General features: G+C 49.9%; 14 protein-coding genes. 3 read left to right on the top strand and 11 right to left on the bottom strand.

The window, feature by feature from the left end; genetic code table 11:
- The 3 genes from E1963_RS20230 to E1963_RS14930 form a co-directional block, all read left to right on the top strand.
- On the top strand, positions 1 to 186 hold a 186-nt coding region (locus E1963_RS20230), incomplete at its 5' end, for a hypothetical protein (RefSeq protein ID WP_207669409.1).
- Between the two features lie 278 nt (positions 187 to 464).
- Complete coding sequence (locus E1963_RS14925) at positions 465 to 947, top strand: RNA polymerase sigma factor (RefSeq protein ID WP_132279580.1); 483 nt, start codon at positions 465 to 467, stop codon at positions 945 to 947.
- 17 nt (positions 948 to 964) lie between these two features.
- Entirely contained in the window at positions 965 to 1783 is an 819-nt protein-coding gene (locus E1963_RS14930; protein ID WP_132279583.1) for a zf-HC2 domain-containing protein, read from the top strand.
- Between the two features lie 587 nt (positions 1784 to 2370).
- Here the strand turns inward: E1963_RS14930 and E1963_RS20235 are convergent.
- The 11 genes from E1963_RS20235 to E1963_RS14980 all read right to left on the bottom strand — a co-directional run bounded on the left by E1963_RS20235 (position 2371) and on the right by E1963_RS14980 (position 12366).
- Positions 2371 to 2532, bottom strand: a complete 162-nt coding sequence (locus tag E1963_RS20235; protein ID WP_207669410.1) for a hypothetical protein — start codon at positions 2530 to 2532, stop codon at positions 2371 to 2373.
- A gap of 7 nt (positions 2533 to 2539) precedes the next feature.
- Positions 2540 to 3070: a hypothetical protein gene (locus tag E1963_RS14935; protein ID WP_132279586.1), complete on the bottom strand. Its 531-nt coding sequence runs from the start codon at positions 3068 to 3070 to the stop codon at positions 2540 to 2542.
- A 120-nt stretch (positions 3071 to 3190) separates the two neighbouring features.
- Complete coding sequence (lpdA, locus tag E1963_RS14940) at positions 3191 to 4618, bottom strand: dihydrolipoyl dehydrogenase (RefSeq protein ID WP_132279589.1); 1428 nt, start codon at positions 4616 to 4618, stop codon at positions 3191 to 3193.
- Positions 4619 to 4641: 23 nt separating this feature from the next.
- Entirely contained in the window at positions 4642 to 5310 is a 669-nt protein-coding gene (locus tag E1963_RS14945; protein WP_132279591.1) for a uracil-DNA glycosylase, read from the bottom strand.
- A gap of 69 nt (positions 5311 to 5379) precedes the next feature.
- The gene (hisF, locus tag E1963_RS14950) at positions 5380 to 6141 is read right to left on the bottom strand and encodes an imidazole glycerol phosphate synthase subunit HisF (RefSeq protein WP_132279594.1); all 762 of its coding nucleotides are present in this window, start codon (positions 6139 to 6141) and stop codon (positions 5380 to 5382) included.
- Between the two features lie 13 nt (positions 6142 to 6154).
- The gene (gene hisH, locus E1963_RS14955) at positions 6155 to 6760 is read right to left on the bottom strand and encodes an imidazole glycerol phosphate synthase subunit HisH (RefSeq protein ID WP_132279597.1); all 606 of its coding nucleotides are present in this window, start codon (positions 6758 to 6760) and stop codon (positions 6155 to 6157) included.
- A gap of 39 nt (positions 6761 to 6799) precedes the next feature.
- A complete protein-coding gene (locus E1963_RS14960) occupies positions 6800 to 8266 on the bottom strand; it encodes a sensor histidine kinase (protein ID WP_132279600.1) in 1467 nt (488 codons plus the stop codon).
- Positions 8267 to 8947 carry a response regulator transcription factor gene (locus E1963_RS14965; protein WP_132279603.1) on the bottom strand — a complete coding sequence of 227 codons (681 nt, stop codon included), beginning with the start codon at positions 8945 to 8947 and terminating at the stop codon, positions 8267 to 8269.
- A gap of 236 nt (positions 8948 to 9183) precedes the next feature.
- On the bottom strand, positions 9184 to 9963 hold the full coding sequence (gene surE / locus E1963_RS14970; protein ID WP_132279606.1) for a 5'/3'-nucleotidase SurE: 780 nt from the start codon (positions 9961 to 9963) through the stop codon (positions 9184 to 9186).
- A 101-nt stretch (positions 9964 to 10064) separates the two neighbouring features.
- Positions 10065 to 11495: an FGGY-family carbohydrate kinase gene (locus E1963_RS14975; RefSeq protein ID WP_132279609.1), complete on the bottom strand. Its 1431-nt coding sequence runs from the start codon at positions 11493 to 11495 to the stop codon at positions 10065 to 10067.
- 85 nt (positions 11496 to 11580) lie between these two features.
- A complete protein-coding gene (locus E1963_RS14980; RefSeq protein ID WP_132279612.1) occupies positions 11581 to 12366 on the bottom strand; it encodes an SDR family oxidoreductase in 786 nt (261 codons plus the stop codon).
- Between the last annotated feature and the right edge of the window lie 80 nt (positions 12367 to 12446).

Below are 12446 nucleotides of genomic sequence, written 5' to 3' on the forward strand. Positions count from 1 at the left end.
AGCGTAACTCCTTATATCCCAGTTCTGGCTTGCATGATAGCAGGCCTTATTGTCGTGCTCTTTTTACCAGAAAATTTCTTTTTACTTTTTTTAATTATCTACTTGACTTTTAATAGTTGGTCTTTCAGCATTGTAAAAGATTTCCCCAAGGGCAAAGTCAATACATTCTTACAATTTAAACTATAACCCTAAAATTTACGGTATTTTTTAGTGCATACTGTACAAATAACTCATATTATTTTTACTTATTCTTTCCAAAAAGGGAAATACATACTCTCTGTCTATTTTAATCTCTTATTGACCGTAAGTCCTTATATAGTTACATTTTGTCTCCTAACAGTCAAACTGTGCACGATTAATATTTTCCAATTATCTGTAACATTTTGTATTCTCGTGCGTGTAATGGCATATCAAGTATACTTGTATTACATGATGTCAGGCACCACAGGGAAGGGGGAAGATAGTTGGACATAGATTTTGAAGAAATATATAGCCGGTACTTTAAAGACGTATATCTCTTTGTACTGACGCTGAGCAAAAGCCCCGCGCTTGCGGAAGATATAACACAAGATTCATTCTTTAGAGCCTTAAAAGAGATCCGGCACTTCCAGGGCAGCTGTACTATGAAATCCTGGCTCTGCCAGATAGCAAAAAATCTATATATCTCACACTTGCGCAGACAGAAATACACGGTTGACAGAGAAATGTTTGTACTGCCCTCTTCCGTGGACATCGAACAGACATTTCTGAAGAAGGAGACGACACGTTCCATATACAGGGCGCTGCATACCCTAGATGAACCATACAAGGAAGTCTTTCTGCTGCGGACGCTTGGCGAGCTCACATACCGGGAAATCGGAGATATCTTCTGCCACAGCGAAACATGGGCCAGGGTCACTTATCACACGGCCAGGCTTAAGATACGGGAACTATTGGCGGACGAATAGAAGGGAGGAATCATTATATGAGCAGATTACATTGTGATCTGATAAAAGATCTGCTGCCATTATATACCGATGGCGTCTGCAGCGAGCAGACGAAGGTATCTGTCGAAGAACATCTTCGTACATGCGAAAGCTGCCGTGAAATGTACGAGGCCATGCAGGAGAACCTGCCGGAAAAGCCCGAGATCGCACTAGACCCGGAACTGAAGGATGATATTGCGTTTATCCGCAATGTGAAACGGCGCTTCACCCGCCGTCAGCTCATCATCATCTTCATACTGGTACCGATATTTGCCCTATTGCTCATACCGGCACCGTATATCAATGCTGAACTCTCGGCCATACATGCCGAAGATATCAAGGTCACGGAACTGTATGAACTGTCGAACGGGGATATCTTTTGTACGATAGAGAGCAATAAGGCCATATCAGCATTATCAGCGGGAAATCTTATGTCTGGCGACAAAGATGCAGAAGGCAGGGAGTATTGCGACGGTGTGATAGCGGCTGGTTCTCCTTCTGCCCTGACAACAATGCTTGACAGCAGCAAGAAACGTTTTCCTGTGTTAATCCGTTCCCAGAGCTTTCTATTTACTACGGCTAAAAAAGTGGAATATGGTGGCGTGACAGTAGGAGGAAAAGACGTTGACAGCCACTGCCGCACTATCAGATACGAAGGGCCGTTCAACGAAGAGCTTGTCATCTGGAAGGAAGGACAGGCGCTTGAACCGGCGCCGGAGCGTATAGAAAAGATGCTTAAGGAGAGCAGCGTTCCCGATTATTTCCCCTCCGTTTCCACAGAACAGCTGAAAATCGGGGATGTGCTGGTTATCTATTAAAGGGGGGGTTTAGTAAAACAGACCGCGGACAGGGAGCCGGGTGGCATCTGCTCCGATGCGTACGAGACTCCGACTATTTCACGTATCCCTAACCCTGCGGAATGCGCGCCGATAGCGGCTTACATCCCGCAGGATAAAGGCTACGGAAAGGATTCTCCGCCTCTCCCGCTTACACCTGCGCATCTCCCACCCGGCTCCCCGCCCGCTATCTACTTCACTTAACAAGGGCGAGGGCGGCTGTGGGACGTTACTGGCCAGCATAAAGCTGCTGGCTGCGTGAGCTGGCTGATAAAATATCGCAAACTTCATATATGAACAGTATGCATATGGTCGTTGTTGAACGTTTGCAGCGAGGCGTGCACGCCGTTGCTGCAAGAAGAGCCGGAATCAGGCAGGGGATGTCATCTCATAAACATCCCCGTACCGGATTCCGGCTCTTCTTCATTACGATTACTTCTCACTTAGCGCTATATTGATAGATTGACACAACCAAAGCACTTCCATCAGCCAATAGTGTTGCACAGCCGCTCCCGCCCGTGCCAGTAAAGTAGATAGCCGATGGGGAGGTATGGGACAGATGCGAAGGTCTAAGCGGAAGGGACGTAAGAATCCTCACCAGATTCCTTGGCTTGTGGGATGAGAGCCGCTATCGGCGAACATTCCACAGGCTTAGGAATCTGTGTGATAGTCGCAGTTCCCGGACGCATCGGAGCAGATGCCCCATGCCTCCCCAGCGGCGTCCACTTCACTAACCCCCTATTTCTTACGCTTCTCTGACAGCAGTCCCATGAGTTCGTTCTCATTGTCAAATATTCTTGAGATACGGAATCTCTTCTGGATATTATAAGTCTCTCCGGAGAATACATCCTCGAACAACGCCTTCGGGTCTGCCACTTCTTTCATCCCTTCCCGCTCGACGCCTTCCGTCCTTACCTCTACCGTTCCGCTGAACAAGATGGAGCTGCCTTTTACCGTTGAGTATTCAACTTCTTTTACACGGTAGAAGATGAATTCATTCCCGGCTCTTGAACTATAGGTCGGATAATAGATATATACTTCTCCGTCCACAAGGAAGATACGATACGTTGAATTGATATAGATATCATAAAATATCGACAGCATGACGATGAATATCGCAAATACGCATATTGTGAATATCGGAATGCTGTAAAAGAAATAATTTGATACTATGCCTGCTATAAGTATGGCTACGACGCTTACACTAAGAACTGTCATTAAAAACCCTCTGCGGACATCCATAAGAGTTCTTGTCTGTTTTAATTCCATAACTGGCCCTCCATTTCCCTTCTTGCCTTTCACACCTATAACTATTATACATATTGAACATCAGCAGTTCAATAAGTTTACACTTCTTATTCTTCCACAATCATGGAACAGCCCGGCCTTCTACCATCTGCTCTTACTTTCCCTGCTGTTCTCCACCGCACAGGATATGGCCTCATTGAATGTGGGATGTGCACGCATGGCGTACATGAGCTGTGTGGACGTAAGCCCGTTGGCAATCGCCGTGGCAAGTTCTCCTATCATATCCGTCGCGCGCGGGCACATCACCTGCGCCCCGAGCAGCACATCACTGTCTGCCGCAAACAGCACTTTGATAAATCCCTTCTCTTCTTTCGAGATGATTGCCTGGCCGTTCACGCTCATCGTATATCGTCCGCACCGCACCGGCACGCCTTTTTTTCTGGCCTCTTCTTCCGTTATTCCGACCGACGCGATTTCAGGATCCGTGTACAGGCAGCTTGGTACGATGGAAATCGGCGTAAACAGGCAGCTTGGCACCATCTCGATTATAACCGAAGGCTGTACGCCATTCATCCGCTCTACGACATATGTCGCCTGGGCGGAAGCCACATGGGCAAGCTGTATGCCTCCGGTTACATCTCCCACCGCATAGACATCCGGCATGCTCGTCATGTAAAAGTCGTCTACCACTATCTTTCCATTGTCAATCTTCACTGACACATCCGGATCGAACAGGCCTTCCGTATTGGCGCTTCTTCCGACGGATACGAGAAGCGCATTGACCTCTATCTCCTGGTTGCTTCCCTCGCACACGAACTGGCAGCTGATGTTGTCACCATGCTTCTCCACCCTTTCCAGTATGCTTTCCTTATAGATACGTATCCCCCTGTGCGCCAGTATCTCCTCAAGTACATCTGAAAACTCCCGGTCCATATTCGGCAGGAGCCGGTCTGACACTTCCACTATAGTGACTTCCGTGCCTAGCGCGTTGAACACCGTAGCAAGCTCCAATCCGATTACGCCGCCTCCAAGTATAAGAAGCTTTGCGTACTGGCTCTCATTTGCCGTCAGCAGTTCCTCGCTCGTCATGACGCCCGGCAGGTCGATGCCCGGCAGATCCACCATGTTCGCCTTTGCGCCTGTGGCTATCAGAATATACTTTCCTTTATAGTATGCAGTATCATTTCCATCTGATACAACGCGCACCCTGCGGTCACTCTGGATGACAGCCTTCCCTTTGATAAACCGGATCCCGGCCTGGGCAAATTCCCGTTCCAGTTCCGCCCTCATCTCCGCCGCAGACAGATCTTTGTATTCATATATCTTACGGAGATCAAACACTACCTCTCCGGCAGACAGGCCGAACTGCTCACATTCCCGCATCTCACGGAACAGGGACGCGGCATGTATGAGTGCCTTGGTCGGGATACATCCCCGGTTGATACACGTACCTCCCAGTTCATCCTTATCAACCACGGCCACGGACATTCCCAGCTTTGCTGCTTTTTTTGCAGCCACATACCCGCCAGGGCCTGCACCGATTATCAATAAATCATAATATTGTTCCATATGTATCCCCCTCCTGTTATGGCCTATTCAATCTGCCAGTCTATCGGCTCCAGCCCATTCTCCTTCAGAAATTCATTCGTCCTGCTAAATGGCCTGCTGCCGAAGAATCCTCTGTATGCGGACAAAGGGCTCGGATGCGGCGCCTGCAGGATGAGATGCTTCGGGTTATGCAGCATCGCCTTCTTCCTCTGCGCCGGAGACCCCCACAGGATAAATACAATCGGACGGTCCTGGGCGTCCAGTGCCGTAATCGCGGCATCTGTAAACTGTTCCCATCCGATGTCCCTGTGAGAATTGGCCTGATGCGCCCGTACGGTCAGCACGGTGTTCAGAAGCAGCACGCCCTGTCCGGCCCATTTCGTAAGACATCCGTGGTTTGGAATCGTACAGCCGAGATCATCGTGAAGCTCCTGATATATGTTCACAAGCGACGGTGGAACTTCCACCCCTTTCTTTACCGAAAAGCACAGGCCGTGGGCCTGCCCGTTATTGTGATATGGATCCTGCCCGAGTATGACGACCTTCACATCCTTCAGCGGTGTAAAGTGGAATGCATTGAATACATCATCCGCAGGCGGAAATATCAGCCTTGTCTTATATTCCTGATTCACCGTCTGGAACAGCTTCCTATAATAAGGCTTCTTAAACTCCCCCTGCAATGCTTCCAGCCAGTCATTATGAATTGCTGCCATAATATGCTACCTCATTTCCTTATCATTTTATCATACTGTACGTTATTCTCAGCTTCCGGCACCGATGTGTCAGAGTCGTACCGAGAGACCTTTTTCCCTCAGATATTCTTTTACTTCCCTGATCTCCAGCTCTTTGTAATGGAAGAGGGAGGCTGCCAGCGCGGCATCTGCCCGTCCGTCCGTAAGCGCCGTATAGAAGTCCTCCAACGTCCCCGCACCGCCCGAGGCGATGACAGGTATGGATACTTCATCGGCAACAGCACGGGTAAGTTCCAGGTCATAGCCCCCTTTTGTCCCGTCACAGTCCATGCTCGTAAGCAGGATCTCTCCTGCCCCTAGCCTTTCTACCTGCGAGGCCCACTCAAGCGCATCCATCCCGACATCAACGCGTCCGCCGTTCTTATATATGTTCCAGCCGCCTCCGTCCGGCCTCTTCTTGGCATCTATGGCTACTACGACACACTGGCTTCCAAACTTGTCCGCGGCATCCGATATGAGACGCGGCGTATTGATGGCAGAAGAATTGATAGATATCTTATCCGCCCCTTCCCGCAGCAGCGCCTTGAAATCGTCCACCGTGCGGATGCCGCCGCCTACCGTAAACGGTATGAACACAGTCTCCGCTACTTTCCGTACCATATCGACGACCGTCTCCCGCGCGTCAGAGGAAGCCGTGATATCCAGGAATACCAGTTCGTCCGCCCCTGCCGCGTCGTATGCCTTCCCTATCTCCACCGGGTCTCCGGCATCTTTTAAGTCTACAAAGTTCACGCCCTTGACGACCCTTCCGTTGTTTACATCCAGACATGGAATGATTCTCTTTGTATGCATATGTATCCTCCGTCTATAATTCCACAAAATTCTTTAATATGTAAAGGCCCGCATCGCTGCTTTTCTCCGGATGGAACTGGCAGGCAAATACATTTCCCTGCTCCACGGAGGCATGGATCCGCGTCCCGTACTCTGCCACTGCCGTTACGATCTGCTCATCCGCTGCTTCCAGATAATACGAATGCACGAAATATACGTATGGCTCTTCCGCAAGCCCCGAAAACAGCCTGCCTCTCACGGGGAATGCCAGAGAGTTCCATCCCATATGGGGAATCTTGAGCCCCTCCGCTTCAGGTATGCGCAGAATCTTCCCCTTCAGAATCCCAAGCCCCGGCACTCCGGGACTCTCGTCACTTTGTTCAAATAATAGTTGAAGGCCGAGGCAGATTCCGAGAAAAGGAGTACCGCTCTCTGCCACCTGCCGTATGACCGGCTCAAGCCCATACTGCCTTATCTTCCCCATCGCATCGCCGAAGGAGCCCACCCCGGGCAGTATCACCTTGTCCGCAGACAGAACCGTATCTTTATCCCTCGTTACGGCCGCCTCCTGGCCGAGAAGCGTCATGGCCTTCTCCACACTCTTTATATTTCCCGCATCATAGTCAATAATCGCAATCACAATAACGCCCATCCTTTCCTTATAGGATATAGTGTACCATTATTTAACGTCCAGTTCAAACCAGAATTCCACACCGTTATCATAATTGTGCAGCCCATATTTCTGATGGAGTGACTCCATTATGGCTTTGACGATGGACAGGCCGATTCCATTTCCCCCGTATTCCCTCGTATGGGCTTTGTCTACCTTATAGAACTTGTCCCATATGTGGGCGATATCTTCCTGCGGTATCGGTGTCCCTGTATTGAAAACGCTGACTCTGGCTTTATCTCCGCTCACGGTTACCTTAACTTCCACAACCATATCGCCGTCCAGATGGTTATATGCATTGCTCACATAATTGCGTACAACCTGCTCTGTCTTAATCTCATCCGCCCATACGTATACCGGTTCCTCCTGACAGAAATTGACCCGGGCTTCTTTCTGCTGCGCGATAATCTCCATGCTCTGGAGAACGCCCTGTATAAGCTCTCTGATATCAAAACGCTCGAACTGTATATCTTCATCTCCGAATTCCAGCTGGTTCAATGTCAGAAGATTGCGGACCATCTGGTTCATCTTGCCTGCCTCGTCCATAATGACGTCACAGTAGAATTCCCGGCTCTCCGGATCGTCACTGACCCCTTCCTTCAGCCCTTCGGCATATCCCTGGATAAGGGCAATCGGCGTCTTAAGCTCGTGGGATACATTGCCGAGAAAATCATTGCGCATCTGCTCCAGCTTCTCTTTCTGCTCTATATCCTTCTGCAGGCTGTTATTGGCCCGTTTCAGTTCTGAGATGGTGCTTTCAAGCTTCTCCGACATCCTGTTGAAATTCGCTCCGAGCTCTCCGATCTCATTCTCTCCGCCGCTTTTGTACTTGGCGTCAAAGTCCAGGTCCGCCATCCTTTCAGACAGAAGGGCCAGCTCCTTGATAGGGTCTGTCAGCCGTTTTGAAAAGTACCAGACTAGGCAGATGCAGATGCATGTTACGATTCCTCCGATATAGAGGAGGAATCGGTTGGATACGGATACGCTCTCCTTGATACTTTCCAGAGGACTCCTTAAAAACGTATTATACTTTCCGTCGACAGATCCCCACAGGACGATGTACTCCGTCTGAGTCCTCGGATCTTTGTACTGGGCAATCTGGTACTCCTCAGCACTCTCCAGCACCTTGCTCTCCTTCTGCGCCTGCCCCAGGAGATAGCCGGTCAGCTGGTCATTGAGCATGTCGATATCCGGAACATTATATATCCCTTCTTTTGTCTCTATATTCATAAGGAGAAAGGATAGATTCCCTTTTTCCGCCATGTGCCTGAGCTCCGTCTGGGCGTCTTCGCCTTTCCACGTACCACTGTGGACAGACTCTGCAAGCTTCTCATACATACTGATAAACTCGGCCTCTTTGTTGCTGATATAATACGGTTCCAGGAACCGTACATTGATAACTACGAGCGCGAGCAGCAGGCATATGGTGAGTCCGACAAACACCGCTATCATCTGCTTCTTGATTGAACGTTTCATCTATTCTTCTACCTCGAATTTATAGCCCATCCCCCAGATGGTCTTAATATAATTCCCTTTTTCTCCAAGCTTGTTCCTGAGCTTCTTGACATGGGTGTCTATCGTACGCGCATCACCAAAATAGTCATAATTCCACACATTGTTCAGTATCTTTTCCCTAGACAGGGCGATTCCTTCGTTCTCCACAAAGTATACGAGGAGCTCAAATTCTTTGTAGCTTAAGTCTACCTGCTCTCCTCCCACTGTTACTTCATGAGCTGCTTTGTTGATCCGGATTCCTCCCGCATCCGTCACTTCTTCCAATCCAAGCACATGCGAGCGCCGGAGAATGGCCTCGACCCTTGCCACAAGTATCTTCGGGCTAAAAGGCTTAGATATATATTCATCTACCCCAAGTCCGAATCCCTGAAGTTCATCCCGCTCCTCAGACCTGGCTGTCAACATGATGATCGGCGTCTGCGAGGACTGGCGAATCTCCCTGCACACCTGCCAGCCGTCCATCTTCGGCATCATGACATCCAGAATGACAAGTGCGACGTCTTTGTGTTCATAGAATAGCTCCATCGCCTCCATGCCGTCCCCGGCTTCCAGTACCGTGTATCCTTCCCGCCCAAGAAAATCACGGACTAATTTGCGCATCCTGCTCTCATCGTCAACCACTAATATTTTAACCTTATCCATGTAACATACCTCCGCAGCATATCATTTACTCACATTTTTCTAATCATAGCAGACATTTATGATATTTTTGTGAATTAATCACGTTAATCATATCATAAAAGCATGTATAAGTGAAAGGACCGGTTATAATATCCGAAATCCCGTACAGATGCAGATATAGCCCGAACTGATGCGCGGCATCAATCTGCAGCGCCGGTTCAGGCTATATCATATGTTAATTATAGTCGTTATGTATCTCAGGGTTCCATATCTACCGACATTACGAAATTGACAGGTGTCACTGATGCAGTCTTATCGACATAAACCGCATAGATGTCGCTATTCTTCTCCAGCGTCTCTTCATCGACATATAGGCGCGACCGAAGGGCAAACGGACAGCGCAGATTCCGCTTTCCAGGACGGATAAATTCAAAATAATTCTGCCGGCTCTGTGTTGTGATGCGGTACGCGCCCGGATGGCGCGGGGCTGCGGGCACATTGATGTTAAGTATATCCACATGCTTGGGCATCCCTCCCTCCAGAACGCGCTCCGTCCATGTGCGTAGCAGTTCCCTGGACGGCCCGAAATCTACCGCCTGGAACTCGTTGGAACGCTGTATGTCCAAGTCTGCTTCCAGTGACACCGCTATGGCTGGCACGCCATGGCTCACCGTTTCAAACGCTGCCCCCAGCGTGCCGCTGCATGTCAGCACGGCTCCCATATTTTCCCCGTAATTGATGCCGCTGATGCAAAGGTCAGGCTTACGTCCCGCCAGTTCCAATATGCCATGGGCTGCCGCCAGAGCAGGCGAGCCGTGGACAGCGTAAGCCGGGACAGACCGGCCACGAATCTCAATCGTCCCTTCCTCAATCATGCCCGTATCTTCTGCCCTCGGAAATGCACGCCCCATCCCCGTCTGCTGCGTGTGAGGGGCTGCGATCAGGATATCACCTATGTCTGCCACCGCCTCTGCTGCCGCCCTGAGGCCGGGAGACCGGACACCGTCGTCGTTCGTAATCAAAATAAGTGGTTTCATGCACGTCACCTCGCGAAAGGGGTCAGACCCCCCCTTGGGCATAGGGGGCTGACCCCTATGGCCCAAGGGGGTCTGACCCCTTTCAAATTTCCCTTTCAAAATTAATGAAATAGTTCATACGATTTCTTTAATATATCATCCGTGTGATTTGTGATATCTGTATATATCGGAAGCATCTTCTCGTAAAATGCTACCTTTTCCGGATCTGGCGTGAAGCTGTCCTTGATTCTTACCATATTGGCTACTGCTTCATCGAAGCTTCCGTAGATACCTGCGGCTACTGCCGCGCAGATTGCGGAGCCGAGGCCGGCCGCGCCGTTGACTTCATTGCGCACGGACGGAATGTTGAACACGTCCGCAAATATCTGCATGAACAGGTCGCTGTTGGACCCTCCTCCGGTGATGATGACTTTGTCGAGCGTTACGCCCATCTCTTCCGTCATATCGTCCAGATGCTTCTTCATCGTCAGCGCTACTGCTTCCAGTATGGAACGGTAGATATGCCCTCTTGTATGCCTTCCGTCAAATCCTATCATGATGCCTTTCTTGTACATGGCATCTACCGGAGCGAGCCAGTCCAGCACAGTCATCAGCCCGTCAGAGCCTGCCGGCACTTTCTCCGCCTCTTCGCTCAAAAGCTCTTCTGCGGAAAGCCCTTTTTCTTTGGCGGCCTGTATGTAGCTGTCCCCAAGGATATCTCTGAACCAGCTGATCGTCCACATTCCTCTGCGGATCCCGTTGCTGTCGTACAGGTATTTGTTCGGCACGCAAGAGAATTTCGGCCATACGCACTTCGTATCTCTTAAGAACTCTTTCCCTTCCATCATAGCTGCCGTATAGGTGCCGAGGGATATGCACGCCGTCGTATCTCCCATGCAGCCGGTTCCAAGCCCTTCCACCGCCTTGTCGTTTGAGGTGGCCACGACCGGGAGCCCCTGGGGGAATCCGGTCGCTTCAGAAGCCTCCTTTGTCACATAGCCGAGCACATCCCCCGGCATCACGAGGTCAAAAAGCATTTCTCTTGGCATTCCTGTCGCTTCATAGGCTGCCGGGTCATCCGACCAGTCCCACCTGTCCACGTCTATCGGCCATACGCCCTCGTAATTGGCAACCGTATCCTTGAATTCGCCTGTCAGCCGGTGGGTGATGTAGCCGGAAGACGCCACGATATATTTGATATCCGGATTCTTATGCTCGTATGGCTGCGCCACACGCACATCCATCCAGCTCAGCGCCGGCTGTGCAAGCGTCCCGTCCGCCTTCAGGTAAGCACGGCAGTAACGGATGGTGCACAGGCCGATTCCTACGATATCTTCTGTACTGCCTTGAAAGCTGGCCATACATTTTCTGCCCGCCTCACAGATGGCGTCCCACCAGTCGTCATCCGGGTGCTCTACAAGTCCCGGCTCCGGCAGGTTATAAGGCTTCAGCGGATGCTTTCCCTCGCATACGATATTTCCCTTCGTATCAAAGATAAGAATCTTCGCGCTCTGGGATCCTTCATCTACTCCGATGATATATTTCTCACTCATTGGTCCAAACCTCTTTCTTCGTCTATGCTTTATGGAGCATTCGTGCTTCATTAAGCATGTTTTCTAGTAATGCTGCCTGTGTCTACTACCTTACAAGGTACCCGCCGTCTACAACCAGTACCGTTCCGTTCACATAATCAGACGCCTGGCTTGCAAGAAATACGGTAGCGCCCATCAGATCCTGCCTTTCGCCCCAGCGGTCGGCCGGAATGTGGTCTTTAATCTTGTTGTACTTTTCGTCGTTCGCACTACCTGTCCCTGATGTCATCGCCGTCTGGAAATATCCAGGAGCGATGCCATTCACAGATATGCCGTACTTGCCAAGCTCATCTGCGTAAGCTTTCGTAAGTCCCATAAGGCCGGCCTTCATAGCTGCATACGCAGGAGAGCCGAGTCCGCCAAGGAAGGAGAATAAGGAGCAGATATTGATTATCTTACCGCTCTTCTGCGGAATCATGTATTTTGCAGCTGCATGGCTCAAGTCAAAGGCACCGGTCAGGTTGATGGCAATCATCGGATCCCATTCTGCCCTTCCGAAGTCGAGCACATCGGCAATCTTGCAGATACCTGCGCAGTTGACCAATATGTCGATGCTTCCGTATGTCTCCACACACTTCTGTGCAACTTTGTCACACATGCCATCTTCCGTCAGATCTCCCTGCATAAATGTGTACTTAACACCACAGTCTTCGATGAGCTTCTGTGTCGTTCCGTCATCATCCACAAATGCAAAGGTAAAGATGTTGGCTCCCGCCTTGGCAAGTGCAAGCGCAAATGCCTGTCCCAGACCGCTGTTACCGCCTGTGACAATCGCATTTTTACCTTTCAGTGAAAAAAAGTCCATAGAAAAATCATTGATATTTAAACTCATTTGAATACCTCCATATATTTGTGATTATTATTGAAAAAGAGCTCAGCCGATTCCGTCTGCGCACAACAGAATCAGAAAAG

Source organism: Extibacter muris (genome assembly GCF_004345005.1).
GTDB classification, from domain to species: Bacteria; Bacillota; Clostridia; order Lachnospirales; family Lachnospiraceae; genus Extibacter; species Extibacter muris.